We start from the raw sequence: 25,659 nt of genomic DNA on the forward strand, positions 1-25,659 counted from the left end.
CTCCTCGAATGCGGCAGATGTTGCGGTGATGTCGCGGCCCGGGTCCGCCCGGGGTCAACGTCCCGTGACCTTGCCGGAGAGCTTCGCGATTGGGGCGAGCACCAACGGCCGGGCCGCGATCCAGCCCCCGACAATGACGACAAGGGAGCCGAAGAAGATCCAGAACCCGGCCCAGTTGACGACGTCGGCACCGGCATACATGTGGTTCAGGTTCCGCAGCGCCCCGGTCGCGAACACGAGGGCGACATGCACGAAGATGAATCCCACGAAGTACAGCATCACCGGGAAGTGCAGCGCCCGTGCCCATTCGACGGGGTACGCCCGGTTGAGCGCCTTCGCGTTCTTGGGCCACATGCCCGACATGCGCACCCCGGTGATGGCGGCCAGCGGCGCGGCGATGAAGACGGTGAGGAAGTACATCAGCTGCTGCAGGCTGTTGTAATTCACCCAGCCGTTCTCGGTCGGCCAGTCCAGCGACACGTACTGGAGCATCGCGGAGAGGGCGTTGGGGAAGACTTCCCAGCTGGTGGGAACGATTCGCATCCAGTGCCCGGTGACGAAGAGCAGCACGACGAAGGCGACGCCGTTGACCAACCACAGGATGTCGAGCGACTGGTGGAACCAGAGCGCCAGGCTGATCTTGCCCTTGCCGTCCTTCGACCACTTCGGGGTCCAGAAGGCACCCGGTCGTTTCTCGGTCCGCACCTGCAGGCCCGAGCGGATGATCAACACCATCAGGAACACGTTGAAGAAGTGCTGCCACTGCACCCAGGCGGGGAACCCGGGGGTTGCAGCCTCGGGAAGGTGGTATTCGCCGGGGAACGTCGTGAGGAAGTCCTGCATGAACTCGAGGGTGATGAACCAGCGGACGAACAGGACCGCCGCCGCGGCGATGATCAGCAGTCCAATGCCACCGAGCAGGGCGCCGGTCCATTGCCGACGCGTGAACCTCCCATACCGGCGCGGTTCAGACGGCTCTGCGTCTCGCGCAGGGCGATCCGCTCCGGTTGCCGTGACCGGGGTTGGCAGGGTGGCCGCCGGCGCGGCAGCACCGGACGGGGCGACGGCCGGCCGAGGAAGTGGGGTACGCGCCGGCAAGTCAGGCGCTGTCACCGCGGGCGTTGTCACCGCGGGCGTTGTCACCGCGGGCGGGTCGCTGGCCGGAGCCGACGCCGACGCCGATACCGATGCCGAAACGGGCGCCGAAGCCGAGACCGCAGGCTGCTTCTCACGCTGCGCGGGTGCGAAGCCGGCCGGGGGCCACGGGTCTGAACCGGCGGCTCGGGGAAGGCCTCGCCGTAACGGAACGTCGGACACCGTCGCACCCGCTGCCGCCTGCGCGGTTGGGCCGACCGAACCGAGGTTCTCCGCCGCGGGAGCATCCGTCGCCGGAGTGAGTGGCGCTGCCGGCTCGCGGCCGGGCATGGCGGCCGGCGCTGCGGTGTCGGCGTGAGGCGCACCGGACGCGGTGTCGGCATGATGCGCGCCAGAGGCGGGCGGCCACAGTTCGCCGCCCGGGACGCGTGGCAGGCCACGACGCACTGCCCGCCCGGCCGAGGGAGGCGACTCGACGCGTGTCGCAGCCGGGGCCTGGACCGACGCGGCCCCTGTCACGCCAGCGGATGCCGCATCCGTTGCCACAGTGACATCAACGGAGTCAGTGACACCAACGGAGTCGGTGGCACCCATGACATCAGCGACCTCAGCGACATCGAAGAGCGCGGTGTCCGTGGCGCCACCCAGGCCGGCCGGGGGCCAGGGGTCGCCGCCGGGCCGTCGCGGGAGGCCTCTGCGGACTGCGCGCACCTGGATTGCCATCGTTCTAGCTACGCCTTCTTCGCGTCGAGGGCAGCAATCAGCTGCGGCACGACAGTGAACACATCGCCAACGACACCGAAATCCGCGATCTCGAAGATCGGAGCATCGGCATCCTTGTTGATCGCGACGATCGTCTTGGCCGTCTGCATGCCGGCCCGGTGCTGGATCGCCCCCGAGATGCCCAGGGCAATGTACAACTGCGGAGCGACCGAAACGCCGGTCTGCCCGACCTGATGCGACTGCGGGATGTACCCGGCATCGACCGCGGCGCGGGAGGCGCCCACGGCAGCACCGAGGGCGTCTGCGAGCTGCCCGACGAGGGCGAACTTCTCCTCTGAGCCCAGGCCACGGCCGCCCGAGACGACCTTGGCCGCTCCTCGCAGTTCGGGACGGCTCGAGGCCTCAACGACCTCATCGAATGACACGATGGTGGCCGCCGGCGCTCCTGACGCAGTCACTGCCAGCGTTTCGACAGCGGGAGTGAGGGCCTCTGCGCGTGCGTCGATGGCGCCCTGTCGCACGGTGATCACCGGTGCACCCCAGGTCACCGCGGAGTCGACGTTGTAGGCGCCGCCGTACACCGAGTGGTGAGCGACGATGCCCTCCGCATCCCGTGAGACACCGATAGCGTCAATCGCCAGCCCGGACCGGGTGCGCGCGGCGAATACGCCGGCGATATCGCGCCCGGCGATGGAGTTCGAGATCAGCACCGCGTCGGGGCGAACGGCCGCGACAGCGGCGGCGAGCGCGTCGACCACCGGCATGGTAAGGACTCCGGCATCGGCCGTCTCGGCGATGACGACGTGTGCGGCGCCGAGGGCGCCGGCCGCCTCGGCTGCGGCTTTCCCAGCGCCGGCTGCAGTCACCACCAGGGCGACGGGGGTGCCGACCTGGGCGGCCGCGCCGAGCAGGCCTGCCGCGCTGCCCGCGAGCGCGCCGGAGGGCATGAGCTCGACAAGGACAAGGATGGAATCGGTTGCGTAATCGGTCATGATCGAGTTCCTCACACCAATCGGTTCTGCAGGAGGAAATCAGCGAGCTTCTCGCCCGCGTTGCCCTCGTCGACTATCTTCACGCCCGCATCTCGGGCTGGTTTCTGCGCGATAGCGATCACGATCGACCGCGCCGCCTCCGGATCATCCGGATCAACACCCAGATCGGCGAGGGACAACACCTCAAACGGCTTCTTCTTTGCCGCCATGATCCCCTTGAAATTCGGGAACCGCGCATCCGGCAACGCTTCAGTGACCGACACCACCGCGGGCAGCGGCGCGCTCACCTGCATCGTGCCGACCTCCGTCACCCGAACGCCGGATACGGTGTCGGAGGCGATCTCGATCGAGGAGAGGGACGTCGCATGCGGAACGCCGAGACGTTCCGCGATCATCGCCGCTAGAACCCCACCCGTCCCATCCGTGGACAGGTTACCCGCGACCACGAGGTCGAAACCGGTGCGCTGGATCGCAGCAGCGAGAACCTCCGCGGTCAGCCCCAGGTCGGCTCCGCGGAGCGCCTCGTCAGCAACCTGCACCGCCGATGTCGCACCCATGGCCAACCCCTTGCGAACTGTCGCGGCGGCGCCCTCCGGAACCATCGAGAGCACCACCACCTCGGTGTCGGCGTTCTTGTCCGCATACGTCAGCGCGACTTCGAGCGAGCGCTCCCCGATTTCATCGAGAACGACGTCGCCGGCCCCACGATCAGCGAGTCCCGTCTCGAGGTCGAGCTTCCGATCCCCGTAGGTATCGGGGACCTCCTTCACCAGCACAATGATCTTCACTGATATCTCCTTACCCCGCCGTTGCTTCTCACGGCGCCTGTCGCATTGTTCGCATTCGTCGTCGCAATGACGCCAAAGGCTCTTGAATCTTGGTCTAATGTGTGCAATCTGCACGGTTGGCGCGTCGTCATCGGGCGTCGATCCCCCAGTCCGCTACCGTTGAGCAACGAGGAGGATCGCATGGCACGACGCGGACCGCTGCCGGTCGACCCCATCGCCGAGGCGAAGCGCCAGTGGGCCCAGCACGGATGGGCTGATGCTGCATCCGGCATGTCGGCTGTGACGTCCATCATGCGCGCCCAGCAGATCATGTTGGCCAGGGTGGAGCGCGCCCTCAAGCCGTTCGGACTCTCGTTCGCCCGATACGAGCTGCTACGGCTGCTTGCGTTCACGAGGGAAGGGCGGATGCCCATGGCCAGCGCCATCGCGCGCTTGCAGGTGCACCCCACCAGTGTGACGAACACCGTCGACCGTCTCGTTCGCGACGGACTGGTGCTCAGGGAGCCGCACCCGGAGGACGGACGAGCGGCGCTCGTGTCGCTGACATCCGCTGGACGCACGATCGTCGAGGCCGCAACGGATGCGCTCAACACCGAGGTGTTCGCCGAGCCCGGCTTGTCAGAGGCCGACACGGTCGATCTCGTCCGAATCCTGGCTCGGCTCCGGCACGACTCCGGCGACTTCCTGGATCCACGCCCGGTGCCTGATCCGCTCTGAATAATCACGACCGCCACTCCATCAGCCGTGCGTGAAATTGGGCGTGCGCTTGTCACGGAAGGCGGCCATCCCCTCGGTCTGGTCGTCGAGGGCGAAGACGGCGGCAAAGGCCTGCCGTTCAAAGCGGAGGCCCTCGGCGAGCGCCGTCTCCTCGGCCGCGTGCAGGGCGTCCTTCGCCGCGTAGACGACCGGCAGCGACTTGGACGCAATGGTCTCCGCCATCTTCTGCGCCTCGTCGAGCAGGTCGGCCGCGGGTACGATGCGTGAGACGAGTCCGGCACGCTCGGCTTCCTCGGCGCCCATGATCCGACCGGTCAACACGAGCTCGGCTGCCTTGTACTTGCCGACCGCGCGCGGAAGTCGCTGGGTGCCGCCGATACCCGGGATCACCCCGAGGTTGATCTCCGGCTGCCCGAATTTGGCGCTGTCGGCGGCCAGGATGATGTCGCACATCATCGCGAGTTCGTTCCCGCCGCCCAGGGCGTACCCGGCGACAGCGGCGATCACCGGGGTGCGCAGCCGACCGAAGCCGCCCCAGCCCGCGAACGGGTCGTTCATATACATGTCGGCGTAGCCCATCTCGGACATCTCCTTGATGTCGGCGCCAGCGGCGAACGCCTTCTCCGAGCCGGTGATCACGATCGCACCGATCTTGGGGTCATCGTCGAAGGCTTTGCCTGCGGCCACAATCTCCCGGATCAGGGTCGAGTTCAGCGCATTGAGCGCTTCGGGCCGGTTCAGGGTGATCCAGCCGACACGACCGCGGGTCTCGACCAGGATTGCTTCGTAGTCCATCACAGACCTCTCTTCTGGGAATGAAACTGGATGTGGGCGGGTGTTCTACAGCCGCTCGATGATTGTGGCATTGGCCAGGCCTCCGCCTTCGCACATGGTCTGCAGTCCGTAGCGACCATCGGTGGCCTCCAGGTGCGTGAGCAGGGTTCCGAGCAGTCGCGTGCCAGAGGACCCGAGCGCATGCCCGAGGGCGATTGCCCCACCCCATGGATTCAACTTCGCCGGGTCAGCGCCGAACTCGTGGGCCCAGGCCAGCGGAACCGACGCGAATGCCTCGTTCACCTCGTACGCGTCGAGGTCATCGAGATCCAGCCCGGATCGGTCCAGGATGCGACGGGTCGCAGGGATCGGACCCGTGAGCATGTAAAGCGGGTCGTCACCCACGACGGCGAAGCTGTGAAAGCGCGCGCGGGGGGTGAGCCCGAGTTCGGCTGCCTTCGCCTCACTCATGATGAGCGCGGCGGACGCCCCGTCCGTGAGCGGCGACGAGTTGCCGGGCGTGATCGACCACGCGATTTGCGGGAATCGGGCGGTGATGGCCTCGTCGTAGAACGATGGCTGCAACCCGCCGAGGCCTTCTGCGGTCGTGGAGGAGCGGATGGTCTCGTCCCTCGTGTGCGCACGCCGTTCTCCGTCAGCACCGGTCAGGGCCACCTCGACCAGCGCCGAGTCGAACCAGTTGGAGTCCGCCGCGAGCGCAGCCCGCCGGTGCGACTCTGCCGCGAAGGCGTCCAGTTCGTCGCGGCCGAAGCCCCACTTGGCCGCGATCAGCTCCGCGGAGACTCCCTGGTTGACCAGACCCTCTGTGTATCGCTCGCCCAGACGCGGCGAAGGAGACCCACCCCGCGCCGACGTGCCGAGCGGCACTCGACTCATCGACTCGACGCCGCCGGCGATCACGATGTCGTAGGCGCCGGCGATCACGCCCTGCGCCGCGAAATGGGCGGCTTGCTGGCTCGACCCGCACTGCCGGTCGATTGTGGTGGCGGGGACGGACTCATCGAACCCAGCCGCGAGCGTGGCCTGGCGAGCGATGTTCATGCTCTGGTCGCCGACCTGGCTGACTGTCCCCCAGATGACGTCGTCGATCTGCCGGGACTCCAGTCCGTTGCGCTCGAGCACCGCGGAAAGGACCGTCGCGGCGAGGTCTACCGGGTGCACGCTCGAAAGCGCGCCCCCTGGCTTTCCGCGTCCGCTGGCGGTGCGGACGACATCCACTATGACGGCGCTGGTCATGCTGCACTCTCCCGAACGATGCCGACACCGTCCAACGAGGGGTCTGGTGCAGGAGTGCTCTGGTCGCGGACGGTGTTGATGATTCCCGAGAAATCCTGCCCGGCCCCGGCCCCGGCCGCGAACTGCTGGTAAATTTCGCGCGCCAGGAGACCCAGCTTGGCGTCGACGCCGGTCAGCGCTATCGCCTGCTCAGCGAGCCCCAGGTCCTTCGACATGAGCGTGCCCGCGAAGCCGGGCTGGTAGTCGCGGTTCGCCGGGCTCGTTGGCACGGGTCCGGGGACGGGGCAGTTCGTGGTGAGCGCCCAGCACTGGCCGGACGCGTTGGAGGCCACGTCGAACAAGGCCTGATGGGTGAGCCCCAGCCGTTCGCCGAGCACGAAGGCCTCGGCCACCGCGATCTGCGAGATGCCCAGGATCATGTTGTTGCAGATCTTGGCCGCTTGGCCGAGTCCAGCCCCACCGCAGTGCACGATGCGCCGGCCCATGGATTCCAACAGTGGCAGCGCCCCCGCGAAGTCGGCCTCAGCGCCGCCCACCATGAAGGCGAGGGTGGCATTCTCCGCGCCCACGACACCCCCCGACACGGGGGCATCCAGGCTGCGGTGACCGGCGGCCTCGGCGAGGGCGTGCGCGGCACGAGCCTCGTCGACCGCGATCGTCGAGCAATCGACGAACAGGGTCCCGGGTGCTGCGACGGCGAGAAGGCCCGGCTCGGCATCCGTTCCCCGGTATGCCTCGATCACATGCCTGCCGCTGGGGAACATCGTAAAGACGACGCCTGCCGGGCCGATGGACCGGACAGCCTCCTGACCCGACGCGACCACCTCAATCCCGGCGGCCGCTGCCGCCTCCAACGCGTCGGGCACGAAGTCGAATCCGACCACGCGGTGCCCGGCCTTCACCAGGTTCGCGGCCATGGGGCCACCCATGTGGCCAAGTCCGAGGAATGCGATCGTTGTCATGCTGTCTCCTTCGACACTGCGAAATCGGGGATGGTGAGGTCGCCGACGTCGGGCTCCGAGAAGAACCCGGCCACCGCGGCGGCACTGACGTGAGCGAGGGATGCGGGACTCCATCGCGGGTTACGGTCCTTTTCGACCAGTTGGGCCCGAACCCCCTCAGCGAAATCGGGAGCGGCCAGCGCGTGCATCGAGACGCGGAACTCCTGGACGAGTGCGTCTTCCAGCCGGCTGAAGTCGCGCGCCCTGCGGAGGGATTCTCGGGTGACCGCCAGCGCAAGCGGGGACTTGGCCTGGATACCGTCGGCGATGTCGGCCGACCCCGCCTCACGAAGCGCCGCGAGGATCTCGTCGACAGTGTCCAGGCCGAATGCACTGTCGGTTGCCGCTGCATCCGCTGCGAACAGAGCCTCCCCGGGAGGCTGCTCGACAACACCGATCGCCGCAGCGGCATCCTCAACCTCGAGGGCGTGGAGCAAGGCCGGGATTCGGTCGCTCGGCACGAAGTGGTCAGAGAACCCGACGTAGATCGAGTCGGCGGCGCCGATTGACTCGGCGGTGAGGGCGAGACGGCACCCCACCTCGCCCGGCGCTCGAGAAAGGAGCCAGCTGGCCCCGACATCGGGCACGAATCCGATCGTGACTTCGGGGAACCCAAGGCGCGATCGCTCGGTCACGACACGGTGCGAGGCGTGCGCGGAGATTCCGATGCCCCCGCCGAGGACGAGCCCGTCCTGGATGGCGACGATCGGCTTCGAATAGCGCGCGATGAGCGCATTCATGCGGTACTCGTCCCGCCAGAACGCGGCGGCGGCCGAGCCGTCACCCTCTGTGGCATCGCGGTACAGGCTGACGACGTCTCCTCCCGCACAGAGCCCGCGGTCGCCGGATCCGACGATGGCGACGGTTGCGATACCGGCGTCGCCCAGCCACTCGCTGAGCGTGTCGGTGACGGTCCGCACCATTCCGTGCGTCAGGGCATTGATCGACCGCGGCCGGTTCAAGGTGAGGATGCCGAGGCGGCCGGCGCGGCGAACCAGGACCTCTGCCTCGTCGGTCATCGGGCCGTCTCCAACAGCGTGCGACCGATGATGACCTTCATGATCTCGTTCGTGCCTTCCAGGATCTGGTGCACTCGGAGGTCACGGACCACCCGCTCGATGCCATACTCCTGCAGATAGCCGTACCCGCCGTGGAGCTGTAGTGCGGTGTTCGCCGCCTCGAACGCGGCGTCCGTCGCGAATCGCTTCGCCAGGGCGCACGCCACGGCTGAATCTGCGGCGCCGTCGTCCATTTTCGACGCAGCCCGCTGCAGCAGGGCCCTGGATGCCTGGAGATTGGTTTCCATATCGGCCAGCGCGAAGACGACGGACTGGTTCGCGGCGAGAGGCGAGCCGAACGCGTAACGCTCCTGCACATAACGCGCCGCGCGGTCCAGCGCCCACTGGGCACCACCGAGGGAGCAGGCCCCCATGTTCACACGCCCGCCGTTGAGCCCCTTCATGGCGATACCGAAGCCATCGCCCTCCGCTCCGAGCCGATTGGAGACCGGGACGCGCACATCGTCGAAGATCACCTGGCGGGTGGGTTGGGCGTTCCAGCCCATCTTCTTCTCGTTGGGGCCGAAACTGAGCCCCGGCGTTCCGTCGGGGACGACGATCGCGCTGATCCCACGCGGGCCCGCCGCTCCCGTACGAGCCATCACGACGTACACCGCAGACGAACCCGCGCCCGAGATGAACTGCTTGACACCATTGAGCACGTACTCGTCGCCCTCGCGGCGCGCCGACGTGGTGATCGCGCCGGCATCCGAGCCCGCGCCCGGTTCGGTGAGGCAGTAGCTTCCGAGATCGGCCATGGTCGCCAGCGACGGAAGCCAACGGCGCCTCTGCTCTTCGGCTCCGAAGGTGTCGATCATCCACGCGACCATGTTGTGGATCGAGATGTACGCCGCGATCGTCGTGTCGCCCTTGGCGAGCTCCTCGAAGATGGCGACGGCGTCCAACCGGCTGAGGCCGGAGCCACCGACATCCTCCCTGACGTAAATGCCGCCAAGGCCCAACTCGCCAGCCCTGCGGAGGGTGTCTACCGGAAAGAACTTCTCGGCATCCCACTCGGCGGCATAGGGCGCCAACTCACTCTCGGCGAAGTCGCGCACCGCTTCAACGAGCGCGACCTGCTCTTCAGTCTGGGTAGTGAACATGATGCCTCAGTGCATTGTCGGGATGACGAAGCTGGTGCCATCCTTGATACCGGAGGGCCAGCGCGAGGTCACCGTTTTGGTCTTGGTGTAGAACCGGAACGAGTCTGGACCGTGCTGATTGAGGTCGCCGAAGCCAGACTTCTTCCAGCCGCCGAACGTGTGGTACGCGATCGGCACCGGAATCGGCACGTTGACACCGACCATTCCGGTGTTCACGCGGGCGCTGAAGTCGCGGGCGGTGTCACCGTCGCGCGTGTAGATGGAGACGCCGTTTCCGTACTGGTGCTCCGACGGCAGGCGCAGGGCCTCTTCGTAGGTGTCGACGCGAGTGATGATGAGTACTGGCCCGAAGACCTCTTCCAGGTAGATGCTCATATCGGTCGTGACGTTGTCGAAAAGCGTCGGGCCGAGGTAGAAGCCGTTCTCGTAACCCTCGACCACGTGGCCCCGGCCGTCGGCCAGCAACTCGGCGCCCTCGTCGATCCCGGCCTGGATGGCGGCGGACACGCGGGCAACGGCTTCGGCGTTGATGAGGGGCCCGTAGTCGGCGTTCTCGTCGTGGGAGTGGCCGATCTTCAGCCCCTTGACCCGCTCGGCGAGTTTCGCGGCGAGCGCGTCACCGGTCTCCTTGCCGACGGGAACCGCCACGGAAATCGCCATGCAGCGTTCACCCGCCGAGCCGTAACCGGCGCCGATCAGGGCGTCTGCGACCTGGTCGAGGTCGGCATCGGGCATCACGATCATGTGGTTCTTCGCCCCGCCGAAGCATTGGGCACGCTTGCCGTGGGCGGCCGCGGTCTCATAGATGTACTGGGCGATCGGGGTGGAACCGACGAAGCCGATCGCCTTGACGCGGTCGTCGGTGAGCAGCACGTCGACGGCGGTCTTGTCCCCGTTGACGACGTTGAGCACGCCGGCGGGCAGGCCGGCCTCGAGGAAGAGCTCGGCGATCCGCAGCGGCACGGAAGGGTCGCGCTCGGACGGCTTGAGGATGAAGGAGTTACCGGCCGCGAGGGCTGGGCCCATCTTCCACAGCGGAATCATGGCGGGGAAATTGAAGGGGGTGATGCCGGCGACGACGCCGAGCGGCTGGCGCATCGAGTACACGTCGATCCCGGTGCCCGCGCTGGTGGTGTACTCCCCCTTCAGCAGGTGGGGCCCACCGGCGGCGAACTCGATGACTTCGACACCTCGCTGGATGTCACCCTTCGCGTCAGCGATCGTCTTGCCGTGCTCAGAAGAGAGCAACCGGGCGAGGGAGTCCATGTCGCGCTCGACGAGCTCGAGGAACTTGAGCAGCACGCGGGCGCGGCGCTGCGGGTTCCAGGCACCCCAGGCGATCTGCGCCTCCTCGGCGTTGGCGATGGCCGCCTCAACCTCTTCGGCCGTGGCCAGCGGGACGCGGGCCTGCACCTCGCCGGTGCTGGGGTCGTAGACGTTGCTGAATCGACCGGATGTTCCGGCCACGTGATGCCCACCGATGAAGTGGGTGAGCTCGCGAGTGGTCGTTTCTGTCAGCTGGGTGCTCATGGTGTCCTTTCGAGGTGCACGTAGTGGAATTATAGTTGGGCCTGCAATAAATTACTAGGTACCGCAAATACTTTTGGAAATGCCGGTGTCGGCGACGCAGCCCTTCTCAGGCGAGGAAAGCTGCGCGTAATCGCTGCGAATCCGCCGTCGCAGCGAGTTGGCCTATCGTGTCGCGTTCATCATCAAGGTGTTCTCGGTAGCCGGGCAGCCAGCTGGCGGCAAGCAGCCGCTTTGACGCCGCTCGGGCGGCAGGCGGCATGCCTGCTACCCGCTCCGCGGCGCGCACTGCCGCAGCCCCGACCCCCTCGGCAGGTTCCACGGCGTTGACGACGCCCCACTCCCGTGCCGTCGCCGCGTCCAGGGGCCGCCCCATCATCGCGAACTCGGTCGCCCTCATGGAGCCGACGATGCGAGGAAGCAGGTAGGACGACCCGCAGTCGGGGCTGAGCCCCACCTTCGAGTAGGCGCTGACGAAAGTCGCGCTCTCAGCCGCCACGACGTAGTCGGAGTTGAGCACGATGCCGAACCCGCCGCCGGCGGCGGCACCCTGCACGGCGCTGATGACCACAGTGTCGGAGACGGCAAGCGCGAGCAAGGCCTCGTGCACAGTTCCGGCGAGCTCACGCACGTAGTCCGCGGGCGACACGGCCGCGGACATCGCCGCGACGTCGCCACCACCGCAGAACAGGGCGCCATGCGCATCGATGAGGATGACGGCGCACGAGTCGTCAGCACCCAGCGACTCCGCGCTGTCGCGCAAGGCCTGGGCGAGCTCGAGATCGAGCGCGTTGCCTGCGGCTGGCCGGTTGAGGGTCAACCGGGCGATCGGGCCGTCTCGTTCGACAAGAAGCACGCTCATTGCGGGGCCATCCGGAGCGCAGCATCCATCCGGATGGTCTCACCGTTCAGGTAGTCGTGCGCGAGGATCATCGCGACGAGATCGGCGTACTCGTCGGGTCGGGCAAGGCGGGAGGGGAATGGTATCGAACGCGCCAACGATGCTCCGACCTCTTCACCGAGTGAGGCGAGCATGGGGGTGGCCACGATGCCGGGGGCAATCGTATTCACCCGGATCCCCGATCGCGCAAGGTCGCGGGCAGCGGCGATGGTGAGGCTCACCACGCCGCCCTTGGAGGCGGCATACGCGGCCTGCCCGATCTGCCCCTCATACGCAGCGACCGACGCCGTATTGACGATGACGCCGCGCTGGCCGTCCGCGTCCGCTTCCTGAGCCGCCATCAGCTCGGCGCTCAGGCGCAGCACGTTGAATGTGCCAACCAGGTTGACCTCGATCGTCCGGCGGAAGACGTCAAGGTCGTGCACGCCGCGCGACGACAGGATGCGGGCAGCCGGCGCGATGCCGGCGCAATTGACCACAAGGCGCAGCGCACGCCCACTCTCGCGCACCGCCTCCAGCGCGGCCTCCACGTCTGACGGACTTGTCACGTCAGCGGCGATGTAGCGTACTCCCTCGATTTTCGGGGCGGCGGCCACTCCCGCGGCGAGGTCCAGGCCGAACACCTGTGCGCCATCGGCCGCCAGCCGTGCTGCCGTCGCAGCGCCCAGCCCGGACGCAGCGCCCGTGACCAGCACCGCAGCGTTGTCGATCTTCATGCGTAATCTCCCTCTCGGTCGGTATCGTTCGTCAGACCGGGACCCTGATCTGGCTGGCCAGGAGGTTCACGATCACGTCTTCTGCTTCAGCGACCACCGATTCGATGACCTCGCGGGCGCTGAGCACACTCTGGATGAGCCCCTGCGATTGTCCGGCCCACCAGACGCCGCCCTCCATGTCGCCGGCGGCGAGCACCTGCTCGCGACCCCGCACGCCTGACGCGAGGTGCGCAATGTCGGCGAACGTCGCACCGCTCCGTGACGAGATCTCCAGGATCTCCTCGGAGATCGAGTTGCGCGCGACGCGGGCGGAGTTCTTGAACATCCGGAAGATGAGCACGGTGTCCCGCTCGTTGTTGGCCACGATCTGCCGCTTGACGTTCTCGTGCACGGGAGCCTCATGCGTGGCCACGAATCGGGTGCCCATGTTGATGCCCTGCGCCCCGAGTGCCATCGCTGCCGCCAGGCCCCGCCCGTCGGCGAAACCGCCGGAGGCGATCACCGGGATCGTCAGTTGCCTCGTGGCCGCGGGGATCAGGACGAGGCCCGGGATATCGTCCTCACCGGGGTGCCCCGCGCACTCAAACCCATCGATGCTGATCGCGTCGACGCCGAGGTCCTGAGCTTTCAGAGCGTGGCGCACCGCGACAGCCTTGTGGATCACCTTGACGCCGGCCGCCTTGAAGTCCGCCATGTGCGGCGCGGGACTGCTGCCCGCTGTCTCCACGATCCTGACGCCGCTCTCGATGATCGCCTGGCGATACTCGTCGTACGGCACCGGCCGTATCGTCGGCAGGATCGTGAGGTTCACCCCGAACGGCTTGTCCGTGAGGTCCTTCGTGCGCTGGATCTCCTTGACGAGGTCCTCGGGCGTTGGCTGCGTGAGTGCGGTCAGGAAGCCGAGGGCCCCGGCTTCGGCGACGGCGCCGATCAGTTGGGCCGTTCCGACACCGGTCATCCCGCCACAGGTGATGGGGTGTTCGATGCCAAAGGTGCGAGTGAAGTCATTGTCGATCATCGGAGGGCCTCCTGGCGCTTTCAGGACTTGATGAGGTGGGGGAATTTCGCGTCGACGCCGCCGTCAACAACAAGGTTCTGTCCGGTCACGTAGGCGCTCGCCGCCGCCGTGAAGAACATGAGGGCCCCGGCGATGTCAGCGGTTTCACCGAACCTGCCCATCGGCGTGCTCGCTTCCTGCGCCGCGATGAATTCCGGGTCTGCGAACAGGCTGCCCTGGGTGCGGGGGGTGAGAATCACGCCAGGAGCAACGGCGTTGACACGGATGCCCTTCGGAGCGAGCTCGACCGCTGCGGAGCGGACCAGGGCGATGAGGGCGGCTTTCGCCGAACCATAGGCGCTGTGACCCTGCGCCCCGCGCACACCGGACACCGAGCTCACGAACGCGAACGTGCCACCGTCGGTCATCTGGGGCGTGAACGCCTCCAGGACATGCAACGCCTGCACGTAATTCAGCGCGAACATCCGCTCGCGCACGTCCGCAGGCGTCTGATCGACCGGGTGCCAGGCCGCCATGCCGACGACGTCGACGACGCCATCGACCGTTCCGAGCTCGTTCGAAACGCGGTCGGCCAGCGCGATGACCGCGTCGCGGTCGGTGACGTCGACCGCCGCGTATCCGCCGCCGACGATTTCCGCAGTCGCTTTCGCGCGTTCGGCGTCGAGGTCGACTGAGAAAACGGATGCCCCGAGCTGCTGCGCCGCGATGGCGGATTCCCGACCCATGCCGAGACCCGCTCCCAGCACCACGATGCGCCGGCCGTCCAGGCGGAATCGATTCGTGTAGACGCCTTCTTCACCAGACAACTTCGTCCTCCATCCAGGCGGGACCTCGTCCCGCGACTTGTCCAGTCTATCCTATCAATCTTCTAAAGGATGCGCGAGATGGACTAGTGCTCTCCTGCAGGAAGGGGCGAGGGCCACTTGCCGCCGATACGGCGGGTCACCCGCCGTGCGGCGCCCAACGCGATCTCTGCGATCTCCAGCAGCCGGGCCCCTCGGATCGCCGTCAACCCGGTGAGCGTCATCGCGAACGTCACCGCACCTTCCGCGTCAAAAACGGGAACCGCCAGGTTGGCGACGTCATAGAATTCGTCCGGACGGATGCCCCCGGCGACGTAATCCGCACCCTGCCGAGGGATTGCTTCCAGGAGCCGACGCCGGATCACTTCACGGTCCTGCACGGTGAGTTCGTCAACGAGCGCGATGACCTCCTCTGCGGGCTCGTTGGCCAAGCCGACGACATAACCGTCCTCGCGGACCCGGTCCAGCGACCCGAGTATCCGCTCGCGGAGCACCGCCGCCGATTCGTCCTTCCCCGACACGCCGAGCCAGCGGTCGATCTCCGCCTTCGACGACCACGCAACGAAAACCTGGCCGAACGGCGGCACCATCGGAATCCGCTGGCCGACCCAGGCCTCCCGTGACTTCGCACCGGGGTGCCCTTCGATCGCGACGAAGAGGATCTCACCCGACGTCGCAACGGTGCCCACGCACTCGTTACCGAGGTTCGCGAGTTCCCGCATTTCTGCTGCCGCCGCCTCGATTGCTGGGTATTGCAGCGCCGCAGCGTGCCCGAGTGCCACACCGGCGGGGCCCAGCGTGTATGTCTTGCGCCGCTCATGGCGCGTCACGTAGCCGGCGTCGGAGAGAGCGAGGAGAAGGGCGGAAAGGGAAGCGCCGTTCACGTCGAGCACCACGGACAACTCCGAGAGGGTGAACGAGACACCGGGGTGCGCTGTCAGATGGTTCAGGGCGGACATCGCTCGCACGACCGCGGGGGCTGGCTTCATCGACACACCATCGAGCGTACTGGCACCACCCCGTCCGAACGGGTCGATCGGGATTGGTATGGTGAGTCCGAATCCCGCGAGTGCGAACTGACCTGCAGTCTCACCGGAGCGGACGAACCTGGACGTTGACGAAGGAGTCGCTTGTGTCGAATGAACCCAGCGGCGGCGAGATCTCGCCGCGACATTTCCGGGACGTGCTTGGGCATTTCCCGACGGGCGTGGCCGTCATCACCGCGATCGGAGACGACGGTGAGCCGATCGGAATGGCGGTTGGTTCGTTTGCCTCGGTCTCCCTCGACCCTCCGCTGGTGGCGTTCCTGCCCGATCGAGGATCCTCGACGTTCCCGGCGATTCGGGCCGCGGGGCGGTTCTGCGTGAACGTGCTGGCGGGTGGCCAGGAGGACGTCTGCCGCACCTTCGCGACGAGGGGCGCTAATCGTTTCGGCTCGGTGAAGTGGCGCCCATCCCCTCACACCGGGTCCCCGGTGCTCGATGGAACGGTCGCATGGATCGATTGTGAATTCGGTGACGTGCACGAGGCAGGCGACCACTACATCGCCATCGGGAAAGTGCTCGGGCTCGAGATCCAGACCCCCACCATCCCCCTTCTGTTTTTCCAGGGCGGCTACGGGACCTTCGCCCCGCGCTCCCTCGTTCTCGCATCCCGCGGCAGGCCGAGCGAGGCAGTACGGGCGGCGGAGGCCGCACGTGAGGACCTCGAGCAGCTCGCTGCCGAAGTGGGCCTCGAGTGCCGGGTCATCGCCCGCGAGGAGGACGGCCTCATCATCGTGGCAACGGCCGGACATGCCAGCGGTGCCGACCCGGTTGGTGCGGTCCTGCCGTTCTTCCCGCCGTTCGGCGGGACAATCGCGGCCTGGGGTTCGCCGGAATTACGGGCCGAATGGTATGACGGCTTCCCAGCCGAGCTCGGAACCGACCAGCGGGCTGAGTTCGATCACGACCTGGATCGGATCCGCGAGCGCGGATGGACCCTGACGTTCAGCAGCGACGCAGCGAGCGAAGCAGAGCATCTTGTCGAGGCGATGGCGGAATACGGACGCACACCCAGCCTGCAACGCCGGTTGTTCGATGTCGGAACGCAGATGAGGGGTCCCGATGACCCCGCCTTGTTGAACGAGTCGACCGCGAGCCAGGTGCGAACGATCACGGCGCCGGTGCTCAGTTCAAACGGCCCGCTCCTCCACCTGACTTTGTACGGTTTCCCGGCGAACGCGACGCTGGAGTTCGTCGAGCACGCGCGGGACGTGCTCGTGGCGACATCCCGCGCGCTCAGTGCGAGATTCGGCGGTCGGCTCGACTGACAACGTCAGGCATAGGCGACCGTCACCGTTTCTCGAAGGAGTGCCGCGACCCGCTTGGCTGCGACGGACAATCGTCGCGCGTCCGAGTAAACCAGGCCGTAGTTCGCGTCGGCCTGGGGCGCCACTTCTATGTCCAGCCGCTGTAAGCCGAGTTCCGGTCTCAGGACAACGATGAGTTCCGTCGCCAACAGGACTGCATCAGTCCGGCGGACGAGGTCCGCGAGAAGCCCGTAGTCGTCAAGTACGAACGCCGGGGCGGGGAAGCCGTGGCGTTCAACATCTGCGCCGACTGACGTATCGCGGGCGAATGTGCCCGCGACGACGGGACAACGCCCGCGGAGCCCGATATCAGCCGGTGAATCGAGCAGCGGGTGATCCCTGCGCACCAGGAGCGCCAATCGTGAACGCGACCCAACCGCGTCCACCCGAAGCCCGTCTTCGCCGGACACCCCGCGCCACTCCCGGGGCACGCCGCCGACGTAGAAGTCAAGCTCACCGGCCTCGAGCATGTATCGCAATTCGCTGTTCGAGCCGACCTTCACCCGGATGGGAAACTGCGCAGAGAGCCGCAGGATGTCCTCGAGCACGGCCGGGAGGAACAGCGTTGCCGAGATCGGCCCCATGCCCACGTTCACGGCAGCATCCCGTCCGGCGCTGATATCCCGCAGGTCACTCTCGACAGAAGCCGCGTGGCGCACCAGCTGTTCGGCCTGGGCGACGAATCGTGCCCCCTCGGCCGTCAATTTCGCCCCGGATCGGCCGCGTTCGAACAACCGGATGCCGTATTCCGATTCGAGCGACTGGATGCTGCGGGTCAGCGCAGACTGTGACATGTGGAGAGTGAGCGCGGCGGCACCGAAGGTGCCGTGCTCCGCGATGGTGATCGCGTGGATCAGACGGCTGACGTCAAGCATGAAGGTTCCTTGCATTTTTCGCATGTTAGATCGCTTTAGTTGCACTTTACACACGTCATCGCCGGCCGCACGATAGTCAGGAGAAACGATTACGACGGGATGACCCGCCGACTGATGACGATGGAGTCCACCAATGACCATGACAGATACCGCCCCGGCCCTCGTGCTCCAGGACGAGTTCCGCCTGGCGATGGGAAACATCGCCACGCCGGTCTCGATCGTGACGGCCTATGACGGCGGCGTGCCACACGGGACAACGGTCAGCGCCTTCGCATCACTGTCGATGGACCCGCCCATGGTCCTCGTCTCACTCGATCGCCGGTCGGAGCTGCTCGAGATCGTGCGGCGGGTCGGGTCGTTCGGCCTGAACGTGCTCGGCGCCCACCAGAGCGCAACAGCATCATCGTTCGCCCGCAAGGGCGTCGACCGGTTCGCTGGCATCGACTGGTCGCTGGAGAGCGGCGCACCGCGCCTCGGCGGTTCCGCGGGCTGGGTGGCTTGCGAGTTGCACGCTCTCGTCGACGGCGGCGACCACGAGATCGCCATCGGCAGGGTGCTACGCGCCGATCACGACGACATTGCCGCGTTGACCTATCGCAACCGCCTGTTCGGCACCCACGTGGCCCACAACTGAGCCGGAGCGGGCCGCCTCCTCTACGCCGTTCGACGAGCAGGCGGCCGTGGCGTGACTACGGCTTTGACCGCAGACCCGTCCTGCATCGCATCGAGCGCAGCAGCAATGGAGCCGAGCTCGTAGCGGTGCGTGACGATCCGGGAGAACGGGAAGCGATCGCGGTTCGCCTGCACGAAGCGCAGCGCCTGGAGCCCTACCTCAGGCCGAGACCCGAGATTCCCGAAGACTCGTGCCGATTTGAGCACGAGTTGAACCGGGTTGAACGAGACCTCCCGAGTGCCAGAGTACAGCCCGGATAGCAGGTATCGACCGTGGCGAGCGAGCAACGAGACTCCCTCGGGAAACGCTTCCGGCACGCCCGCGGCCTCGATGACGACGTCCGCTCCGCGGCCGTCCGTGAGTTCGAGTACGCGGGCGAGCCGTTCTTCGGCGCTCGTCTCGTCGAGGTTGATCGTGCTCGAGGCGCCGAATTCGCGAGCGAGCTCGAGCCGGTGCGCCGGGGCGCCGATGACAATGATGTTCCTGGCGGGGCTGAGCGACACGACCATCGCCGCAGCGATGCCGACCGGTCCCGCACCCTGGACGACCACGGTCTGCCCCGGCTCGATCTGACCGAGTCGACGCTGACCGCCGATCGCGGTCGGCAAGGCGCAGCCGAACGCGACGATCTCTTCGTCGGTAACGGGCCCGTCGACCCGGAAGAACGGAACGAGCGGCGAAAGACTCGCGACGTCTCGGTAGCCGGCGGCGTTCGGGACAGCTGACGGCAACGGCCACTGGCGGTCGTCACACGCCTCGCCTGTGGTGCGACAACCCCGGCACTTGCCGCACGGCGCCGATCCCGCATACCAGACGATGCGGTCGCCGACGGAGACCGGCAAACCGCCCCAGTCCACGTTCAGGCCATCTCCGAGTTCTTCCACGACACCGACAGCCTCGTGCCCGAACGAGACCCGACCCGTTGCGTCCTTCACGTGTCCGACGACGCGGTGCACGTCGCTGCCGCACACTCCCGCGAGCGTCACTCGCGCGATCAGTCCACCCGGCACCGCGACGGGGTGGGGGGCGTCCTCCACGGTGAGGGTCAGCGAGTCCATGTTGAAGACCGCCTGCATACCGCCGCCGATTGCAATACCGCTCATTTGCTCATCCCATTCATGATTGCGTCAGTTATTCCGCGCCGACAGCAACGGGTTTGATGCCGTGCACGTCGTCGCTCCAGGCGGAAACGAACTCCACCGATCCTTCGGGTGGGGTCTCATCGGCGATGAAGCCTTTCCACGTGGTCAGATACTCGATAAACCCCTCCCCCACCGACTGCGAGCGGAGGTGCGCCGCCGACACCGGCAACCAGTCCGGCTCCAGGTCAGGGTCGCGCTGGACCAGGCGAGGGAAGTCCGCGTACAGGATTCCCGCCTTACCGATCGAGAGGTAGTCACTGCCCTCGTCCATGGCTGCGCGCACAGCTGCCCCCGTGCGGATCCGGCCGGCGACGCCCATCCGCACATCACCTCGGGGAAGACGCAGGAAGTGACGCATTATCGGCGCACGGTCGGCACGCTGGTCGTCCGGGAACTTTCCGGCATCCCACAACGACATGTCGATCGAATCCACTTGTCGCTCGTCGACCAGGCGCTCCACGATGGCGGTCGTCTCGAAAAGGTCCTGGCCGTATCGCTCAGGGGACAGCCGAATGCCGACCTGGAAGTTCGGACCAGTCGCCCGTCGGATCGCAGCGACCACGGCGAAAAGCAGGCGTGCCCGGTTCTCGGGCGACCCACCCCAATCATCGACACGCCGGTTCAGTGAGCCACTGAGGAACTGTCCGATCAGATAACCGTGGGCGGCGTGGATTTGCACGCCATCGAAACCAGCCCGTTCGCATCGCCCTGCCGCGCTGGCCCAAGCCTCGATCATCTCGGGCATTTCGTCGTCGCGCAGTGCCCGGGCGCCCGTGTCAGGATCCTCGGAGGAACTGACCCGGTCCCCCACCCGGTACCCCCGGGTACCGGCATGATTCAACTGCATGGTCACCAGGCTTCCGGCGGACTTCACCGCCTCCGCAAGCCGTGCGAGACCTGGAACATGGTCATCGGAGTGCGTGCCAGGCTCGGTCTCAAAACCGCGCCCGCGCAATTCGACGCCGCTCTCGCTGGTGATGACACCCCCGAATCCGCCGTGTGCCCGACGCGCCAGCCAGTCGACCTCTGCATCCAGCACCGTCCCATCCGGCGCGCTCTGCTTGTTCGTCATCGGCGCCAGGACGAAGCGATTGGGAAGAGCCCTTCCCCTGAGGAACGTGAGCGGAGCCTCGAGCCCGGTCATGTGGCGCTCACATTGGCCGTCGCATCCGCCGCTTCCGGCCCGAAGCGGGCTTCGATCTCGGCGACCTCGTCATAGGTGATCGCCAGCAACGCTTCTCCGGCCCCCACCCAGGCATCCGTGCCGCGGAACGACTCGACGTAGGAGCGGTAGTCGTCGACCGGCTTCAGGTCACCGCTATCGGCCACCGCGCGCAACAGGTTCCAGACCTCGTGCACTCCCGGCAACAGGAACGGGACGATCTGGATTGCCTGTCCCATCCGGCTCATCTCAGCCACGGACGGCGTCGGGCCGGCGTTCCGGTGCGGAATCGCATAGGCGGGTCCGGGAGTTTCGCGCAGCGCGATCTCGATCTCTTCCCAGGTCTCCAGACCTTCGTAGAAGATGACGTCGGCGCCCGTCTCCGCGCGGTAGAGCTGCCCTCGCCGAATCGCCTCGTCCAGGCCGCCGTCACGGGCGCCATAGCCGTCCGTGCGGGCGACGATGACGAAATCGGGATCGACCCGGTCTCGCTCTTCCACTGCCGCGTTGAACCGGCCGATCGCCTCTCCGTCTGAAACCAGGCGAATACCGCCCCGGCCACCGGCCTTCTTGGGCTCGGCCTGGTCTTCGAGGTGAATGCCGGCCACTCCGGCGTCGATGAAGGCACGGGTGGTGCGTTGCACGTTCACCGGCCCCCCGTAACCGGTGTCCGCGTCACAGAACACAGGGATGTCAACGGACTGCGCGACCCGGGCCGCGTGCTCGACGATCTCTGTCATCGTCAGATAGCCGACGTCAGCGACGCCTGCCAACCAGAATGACGAATAGCCACCGGATACCTCGAAAGCCTTGAAGCCGGCGTGCTCGGCCATTCGCGCATGCAAAGGCAACACCCCGAACGGCATCAGCGTCGTTTCGTTGGAGGTGAACAGGGCGCGCAGCCGTGCTCCCTTTGAGTCATCCGTCATGGAGTGAGTCCTCTCGTTTCGTGGCTTGGTTCCCCGCGGAGATTCCGACGCTCTCATCGGGGAGCGGCAGCCTGGGGCCTTCGCAGCGATCGATCACGACCTGCAGCAACTCCGCAAAGTCCGTTATCGCTTGATCGTCGCCGCCGCCGCCGTCGTCGTCGTCGTCGTAGGCTTCCAGCGTGTGGACTGCCGCGGCGATGCCGAACAGGATCGCCAGGACAGCTTTCGCGTGCCGTCGGTCTTTGGTGGAATCACCGATGATCGCGGCCATGTTGTTCAGGTACCGCTCGCGTATCTCTTCTCGGATCGGCTCCGGTTCCGGGGCGGACCTGATCAGTAGCGGTGCGACGGCGTAGGGGTCGCCGGAGCCGATCCTGCGCCGGGCGAAGATGCGCCGCACCAGCTCGCGCCCGATCTCCTCCTTGGGCACCAGATCGCGTTCGTCTGCCAGCCCACCGGTGGAGGCCACGCCCGGGGCGACGAGCCAGAACAAGCGCTCCTTGCTGCCCATCAATTTCATGACCATCGCCGCGGAATAACCCGCCTCGGCGGCGATCGCGCGGATTGTCACATCGCGATAACCGTCAGCGCCGAACCGCGCCCGCGCCGCCGCGAGGATCGCCTGGTACGCGGCGTCACCCATTACAGGTCCCGATCGACAACCAGCGGGGCGAGCTCGGCGCCGACCTGATAGACGTCACCGAAGATGCGCACGCCCTCGAACGTGAGCCTCGGCGTAACAGTCCACCGCTCTCCTGCCGTGCGCGGTGCAGAATTCTCGATGGTTGCGATTGTGGCTCGAGCGGCAATCGACGGCACCCCGACGAGGGCGGACAAGGTCTTGTCGGGACCTTCCCCCTCGATCATCGGATCCACCAATCGAACGTCCAGCATCCCGCTGAACCCCGTGAAGCGTACGCCACCGGTGAACAGGAGTCCGCCGTCTCCTGCTGACTCACCCGGGAAGATGAAAGCACCGTCGACCACCTCGCATCCGTCGAAGGCCTCGATCCCGCCGTCGGAGAGACCCCGAATGTAGTCGATGAATGACTCTTTGACTGCCCAGCGCAGTTGGCCCGTTGACTCGCTCATGCGGCTTGTGCCTCCGTTAGGAAGTCCTTCAATGGCACCGAAGGGTCGGCCAGACGGGAATCGCCCGCAGGCACGGTTCGGCCGATCAGGGCCTTGGACTGCGCGTAGTCCTTGACGTTATTGATCGCGTCAACGGCGGCGACGGTGTCTCCGCGCAGGTAGACCACACTGAATTTTCCTGTCGCGGGGTCCCCCCGGAGCACCGCGGAGTCATACCCGGTGAGCACCCCGGCGGTCTGCAGCCTGTCATCGTACTGGTGCGACCAGAACCACGGCAGCGCGTCGTACGGCTGCGGCTTGCCAAGCAGGGTATTGGCTACCGCCTTGGCCTGGTCATTCGCGTTCTGAACAGATTCGAGCCGCAGCCGGTCATCCGGCACCCAGTCGGACTCGAAGCTCACGCAGTCCCCGATCGCGTATACGTCCGGGAGCGTCGTGTGGCAGAACTTGTCGACGAGAACCCCGTTGCCAACCTCGGCTCCGGCTTCCGCGAGTTGCCGCACATTGGGCACCAGTCCAATGCCGACGATGACGAGATCTGCGGGGAGCTCCCGGCCCGACGCCAGTCGGACGCCGGTGGCGCGGCCCTCCTCGCCGAGGATCTCGCTCACTCCTGCGCCCAGCAGGAATTCGACGCCCTCGCGCTCGTGCCGGGCCTTGAGGTACGCCGCGACGTCGTCCCCGGTGACCCGGAGAAGCAGCCGGTCGAGCGCCTCGACGACCGTGACCTCGATGCCCAACTTCCTCAGTGAAGCAGCGGTCTCCAGACCGATGTAACCACCGCCGATGACGACGGCCCTGCGGGCCGTGGCGACGTGGCGCTTGACGTGTTCCGCGTCGCTCAGCTTGCGTAAAACGTGCACCCCGTCGAGTTCGGCTCCGGGAGCGCGCAACAGGCGCGCCTCGCCACCTGCGCTCCACACGAGGGTGCCGTAGCCGATTGTCCCGCCGTCCTCTGTTGTCACTGTATGCGCCTTCGCGTCGACGGCCACAACTGACGTACCGAGGTGACGTTCGACGTCCGATCCCGCCCACCACGCCTCGCCGCGGAAGGCGAGCTCGTCGGAAAGGATGTCGGCGGCCAGGTAACCCTTGGTGAGCGGCGGCCGCTCATAGGGAGCGGTCACTTCATCACCGATGATGGCAATGGAGCCGGTGAATCCTCCTGCGGTCAGGGCGAAGACCATTTGCGTGCCGGCATGGCCCGCACCCACGACCACGATGTCGTAGTGGGACATCATCAGTGCTTCCTGTCTATCCGGGGATCTTTGCGACGAGACCGTCGATGGCACTCGAGTACTTGACCTGGCAGCCGAGCCGGCTCTCGTCGGTGAAGTGTTCGTCGGACTCGAGGAGGTCGATCTCGTCCTGCGAGGGACGCCGCAGCTTCGCTGCCCACTCATCATCAATCCAGACGTGGCAGGTCGCGCACGACATCTCCCCTCCGCATTCGCCTTCGATGGCGGAGACACCCGCCTGCACCGCGATCTGCATCAGAGACTCGCCGTCTCTTGCCTCGACGACCTGTTCCGCGTCGTCCGGCAGCAGGTAAACGATCTTTCCCATGGTGTTCCTCTCAGACGCTCGCGAGAACAAGCGGCGTGTACGTGACGTTGAACTTGCTGAAGCCGGTCGTGATGTTGTCGGGGATCCACTCGGGTTCCTCGGCGATCTCCATATCCGGAAATGCCTGCAGAACTTTCGGGAAGAGGCAAGCGAGCTCGAGTCGAGCGAGATAGCGGCCCAGGCACAGGTGGATGCCTTCCCCGAAACTCAGGTGCGGGTTGGGGTTGCGGGTGATGTCGAACTTCTCCGGGTTCTCGAAGACCGTCTCGTCGAAGTTCGCCGAGGCCTGGGAGCCGAATACCCAGTCACCGGTGCGGATTTCCTTGCCGCCGATCTCGATGTCCTCCATTGCGATCCGGAAGCGGGTGCGGGCCGGGGTCACCCAGCGCAGCACCTCGTCGATCGCGCTGTTGATCAGCGACGGGTCGTCGAGTAGCAATTTTCGCTGCTCGGGATTCTTGAGGAAGAGCCAGAGGCCCACGGCTGCCGTGTTGCGGGTGGTCTCGAGGCCGCCGCCGATGATGATCGTGAAATAGCTTCGCAGCTCGTGAACGCTGAGGGGATCGTTATCGATGGTCAGCCGGCTGAGCACGGTAGCGAAGTCGTCCCTGGGCTCCGCGCGACGCGCAAGAGCGAGTTGCTCACAGTAGTCGAGCAGCCGGGAGTGTCCGAGCCGGTGCGTCTTGAGGACATCGCCGTCGACCAGGTAACGGGGATGCGCGGGAGAAAGCCACTGCCAGGCGGCCTCGCGGAGCATGTCCCAGTCTTCTTCTGGAACGCCGAGAAGCCGCAGGATCACCTTGACCGGTAGTTCGCCGGCGATCTCCTCCACCACGTCGGCCGTGCCCCTGCCGGAAACCTCAGCGATAATCTCATCGACGATCGCGTCGACGTCGCCGCGCATCTTGTTGATGGCGGGCGCGCTGAAGTGCTTGTTGATGGGCTTGCGGTAGAGGTCATGGATGGGCGGATCGTTGCGAGCCATACTCGTGTCGAAGCCCATCTGGAAGCGTTCCTCAGGGGTATACCGCTGCGCCGTCTTCGGCGGACGGGTGTCCCAGCGTGAACTCAGCGCCCTCGGATTCAACAACATGTCGCGCACATCGTCGTACCGGGTGAGGAACCAGTAGTGCTTGCCGTACGCATCGTCCTCAGTCCAGTGCACGGGGTCTTCATGGCGCAGCCGCTTGAAGACCTCGTGGTACTCCTGAGTCGTGTACCAGCTGGGGTCCTGCAGCTTGTTGTCGATCTCGTGCCACTCTGACATCTGTACTCCTGCTCCATCGCGGGACACCGAGCCTCATCAATGAGGCCGGGCGGGCACATGGCCCGCATTTCACGGTTTATTGTCGGACATGTGGTGAACACGTGTTCACTAAAGTCCAATATGAACACAT

26 protein-coding genes are annotated in these 25,659 nt (G+C 66.4%); 3 read left to right on the top strand and 23 right to left on the bottom strand.

All coding sequences use genetic code 11. From position 1 onward, the window contains the following. Positions 1 to 54: 54 nt before the first annotated feature. From AB4Y94_RS02400 to AB4Y94_RS02410, 3 genes are read right to left on the bottom strand one after another with little or no spacing between them, the layout of a single operon-like run. Complete coding sequence (locus tag AB4Y94_RS02400) at positions 55 to 1,818, bottom strand: cytochrome b/b6 domain-containing protein (RefSeq protein ID WP_441724358.1); 1,764 nt, start codon at positions 1,816 to 1,818, stop codon at positions 55 to 57. A gap of 8 nt (positions 1,819 to 1,826) precedes the next feature. Next, positions 1,827 to 2,810: an electron transfer flavoprotein subunit alpha/FixB family protein gene (locus tag AB4Y94_RS02405; protein ID WP_441724360.1), complete on the bottom strand. Its 984-nt coding sequence runs from the start codon at positions 2,808 to 2,810 to the stop codon at positions 1,827 to 1,829. 11 nt (positions 2,811 to 2,821) lie between these two features. Then, positions 2,822 to 3,598: an electron transfer flavoprotein subunit beta/FixA family protein gene (locus AB4Y94_RS02410; RefSeq protein WP_441724361.1), complete on the bottom strand. Its 777-nt coding sequence runs from the start codon at positions 3,596 to 3,598 to the stop codon at positions 2,822 to 2,824. 180 nt (positions 3,599 to 3,778) lie between these two features. Here AB4Y94_RS02410 and AB4Y94_RS02415 point away from each other — a divergent pair, with 180 nt between their 5' ends. Then, positions 3,779 to 4,315 (top strand): MarR family winged helix-turn-helix transcriptional regulator, encoded by a 537-nt coding sequence (locus tag AB4Y94_RS02415; RefSeq protein ID WP_441724363.1) that lies wholly within the window; start codon positions 3,779 to 3,781, stop codon positions 4,313 to 4,315. Between the two features lie 21 nt (positions 4,316 to 4,336). On the opposite strand, the gene AB4Y94_RS02420 is transcribed toward AB4Y94_RS02415, so the two are convergent. From AB4Y94_RS02420 to AB4Y94_RS02470, 11 genes are all read right to left on the bottom strand, one after another. After that, complete coding sequence (locus tag AB4Y94_RS02420; protein WP_441724365.1) at positions 4,337 to 5,113, bottom strand: enoyl-CoA hydratase; 777 nt, start codon at positions 5,111 to 5,113, stop codon at positions 4,337 to 4,339. 42 nt (positions 5,114 to 5,155) lie between these two features. After that, positions 5,156 to 6,346, bottom strand: a complete 1,191-nt coding sequence (locus AB4Y94_RS02425; protein WP_441724367.1) for a thiolase family protein — start codon at positions 6,344 to 6,346, stop codon at positions 5,156 to 5,158. Then, the gene (gene mmsB / locus AB4Y94_RS02430; RefSeq protein ID WP_441724369.1) at positions 6,343 to 7,308 is read right to left on the bottom strand and encodes a 3-hydroxyisobutyrate dehydrogenase; all 966 of its coding nucleotides are present in this window, start codon (positions 7,306 to 7,308) and stop codon (positions 6,343 to 6,345) included. Before mmsB ends, AB4Y94_RS02425 begins: the two co-directional genes overlap by 4 nt. Beyond that, positions 7,305 to 8,366: an enoyl-CoA hydratase/isomerase family protein gene (locus tag AB4Y94_RS02435; protein WP_441724371.1), complete on the bottom strand. Its 1,062-nt coding sequence runs from the start codon at positions 8,364 to 8,366 to the stop codon at positions 7,305 to 7,307. The genes mmsB and AB4Y94_RS02435 overlap by 4 nt, the downstream gene beginning before the upstream one ends. Then, positions 8,363 to 9,508: an acyl-CoA dehydrogenase family protein gene (locus AB4Y94_RS02440; protein WP_441724373.1), complete on the bottom strand. Its 1,146-nt coding sequence runs from the start codon at positions 9,506 to 9,508 to the stop codon at positions 8,363 to 8,365. The genes AB4Y94_RS02435 and AB4Y94_RS02440 overlap by 4 nt, the downstream gene beginning before the upstream one ends. A 6-nt stretch (positions 9,509 to 9,514) precedes the next feature. Beyond that, positions 9,515 to 11,038, bottom strand: a complete 1,524-nt coding sequence (locus AB4Y94_RS02445) for a CoA-acylating methylmalonate-semialdehyde dehydrogenase (protein ID WP_441724375.1) — start codon at positions 11,036 to 11,038, stop codon at positions 9,515 to 9,517. A gap of 106 nt (positions 11,039 to 11,144) precedes the next feature. Further along, on the bottom strand, positions 11,145 to 11,897 hold the full coding sequence (locus AB4Y94_RS02450) for an enoyl-CoA hydratase/isomerase family protein (protein ID WP_441724377.1): 753 nt from the start codon (positions 11,895 to 11,897) through the stop codon (positions 11,145 to 11,147). Next, entirely contained in the window at positions 11,894 to 12,652 is a 759-nt protein-coding gene (locus AB4Y94_RS02455; protein WP_441724379.1) for an SDR family NAD(P)-dependent oxidoreductase, read from the bottom strand. Before AB4Y94_RS02455 ends, AB4Y94_RS02450 begins: the two co-directional genes overlap by 4 nt. 31 nt (positions 12,653 to 12,683) lie before the next feature. Next, positions 12,684 to 13,670, bottom strand: a complete 987-nt coding sequence (locus tag AB4Y94_RS02460) for an NAD(P)H-dependent flavin oxidoreductase (RefSeq protein ID WP_441724381.1) — start codon at positions 13,668 to 13,670, stop codon at positions 12,684 to 12,686. Between the two features lie 20 nt (positions 13,671 to 13,690). Continuing rightward, positions 13,691 to 14,476 carry an SDR family NAD(P)-dependent oxidoreductase gene (locus AB4Y94_RS02465; protein ID WP_441724383.1) on the bottom strand — a complete coding sequence of 262 codons (786 nt, stop codon included), beginning with the start codon at positions 14,474 to 14,476 and terminating at the stop codon, positions 13,691 to 13,693. Between the two features lie 83 nt (positions 14,477 to 14,559). After that, positions 14,560 to 15,462 (bottom strand): hypothetical protein, encoded by a 903-nt coding sequence (locus tag AB4Y94_RS02470; protein WP_441724385.1) that lies wholly within the window; start codon positions 15,460 to 15,462, stop codon positions 14,560 to 14,562. A gap of 143 nt (positions 15,463 to 15,605) precedes the next feature. On the opposite strand from AB4Y94_RS02470, the gene AB4Y94_RS02475 reads away from it, so the two are divergent. Next, complete coding sequence (locus AB4Y94_RS02475; RefSeq protein WP_441724386.1) at positions 15,606 to 16,784, top strand: flavin reductase; 1,179 nt, start codon at positions 15,606 to 15,608, stop codon at positions 16,782 to 16,784. A 5-nt stretch (positions 16,785 to 16,789) separates the two neighbouring features. Here the strand turns inward: AB4Y94_RS02475 and AB4Y94_RS02480 are convergent, their stop codons facing one another. Beyond that, positions 16,790 to 17,698, bottom strand: a complete 909-nt coding sequence (locus tag AB4Y94_RS02480) for a LysR family transcriptional regulator (RefSeq protein ID WP_441724388.1) — start codon at positions 17,696 to 17,698, stop codon at positions 16,790 to 16,792. Between the two features lie 133 nt (positions 17,699 to 17,831). On the opposite strand from AB4Y94_RS02480, the gene AB4Y94_RS02485 reads away from it, so the two are divergent. Then, on the top strand, positions 17,832 to 18,332 hold the full coding sequence (locus AB4Y94_RS02485) for a flavin reductase family protein (protein ID WP_441724390.1): 501 nt from the start codon (positions 17,832 to 17,834) through the stop codon (positions 18,330 to 18,332). Between the two features lie 20 nt (positions 18,333 to 18,352). Here AB4Y94_RS02485 and AB4Y94_RS02490 read toward each other — a convergent pair whose 3' ends face one another. The 8 genes from AB4Y94_RS02490 to AB4Y94_RS02525 are packed head-to-tail and all read right to left on the bottom strand — an operon-like array spanning position 18,353 to position 25,529. Then, positions 18,353 to 19,474, bottom strand: coding sequence for a zinc-binding dehydrogenase (locus AB4Y94_RS02490; protein ID WP_441724391.1), 1,122 nt, complete (start codon positions 19,472 to 19,474; stop codon positions 18,353 to 18,355). A gap of 28 nt (positions 19,475 to 19,502) precedes the next feature. Continuing rightward, positions 19,503 to 20,657, bottom strand: a complete 1,155-nt coding sequence (locus AB4Y94_RS02495; RefSeq protein WP_441724393.1) for an NADH:flavin oxidoreductase — start codon at positions 20,655 to 20,657, stop codon at positions 19,503 to 19,505. Continuing rightward, the gene (locus tag AB4Y94_RS02500) at positions 20,654 to 21,604 is read right to left on the bottom strand and encodes an isocitrate lyase/PEP mutase family protein (RefSeq protein ID WP_441724395.1); all 951 of its coding nucleotides are present in this window, start codon (positions 21,602 to 21,604) and stop codon (positions 20,654 to 20,656) included. The genes AB4Y94_RS02495 and AB4Y94_RS02500 overlap by 4 nt, the downstream gene beginning before the upstream one ends. Continuing rightward, entirely contained in the window at positions 21,594 to 22,247 is a 654-nt protein-coding gene (locus AB4Y94_RS02505; protein WP_441724397.1) for a TetR/AcrR family transcriptional regulator, read from the bottom strand. Before AB4Y94_RS02505 ends, AB4Y94_RS02500 begins: the two co-directional genes overlap by 11 nt. Then, positions 22,247 to 22,696 carry an HtaA domain-containing protein gene (locus AB4Y94_RS02510; protein ID WP_441724399.1) on the bottom strand — a complete coding sequence of 150 codons (450 nt, stop codon included), beginning with the start codon at positions 22,694 to 22,696 and terminating at the stop codon, positions 22,247 to 22,249. The genes AB4Y94_RS02505 and AB4Y94_RS02510 overlap by 1 nt, the downstream gene beginning before the upstream one ends. Continuing rightward, positions 22,693 to 23,937, bottom strand: a complete 1,245-nt coding sequence (locus AB4Y94_RS02515; protein ID WP_441724401.1) for an NAD(P)/FAD-dependent oxidoreductase — start codon at positions 23,935 to 23,937, stop codon at positions 22,693 to 22,695. The genes AB4Y94_RS02510 and AB4Y94_RS02515 overlap by 4 nt, the downstream gene beginning before the upstream one ends. A 13-nt stretch (positions 23,938 to 23,950) precedes the next feature. Then, on the bottom strand, positions 23,951 to 24,262 hold the full coding sequence (locus AB4Y94_RS02520) for a 2Fe-2S iron-sulfur cluster-binding protein (protein WP_441724403.1): 312 nt from the start codon (positions 24,260 to 24,262) through the stop codon (positions 23,951 to 23,953). Positions 24,263 to 24,272: 10 nt separating this feature from the next. Then, the gene (locus AB4Y94_RS02525) at positions 24,273 to 25,529 is read right to left on the bottom strand and encodes a cytochrome P450 (RefSeq protein WP_441724405.1); all 1,257 of its coding nucleotides are present in this window, start codon (positions 25,527 to 25,529) and stop codon (positions 24,273 to 24,275) included. Positions 25,530 to 25,659: the final 130 nt, after the last annotated feature.

The sequence above is a fragment of the Glaciibacter sp. 2TAF33 genome (assembly GCF_052114945.1).
Lineage (GTDB): Bacteria > Actinomycetota > Actinomycetes > Actinomycetales > Microbacteriaceae > Cryobacterium.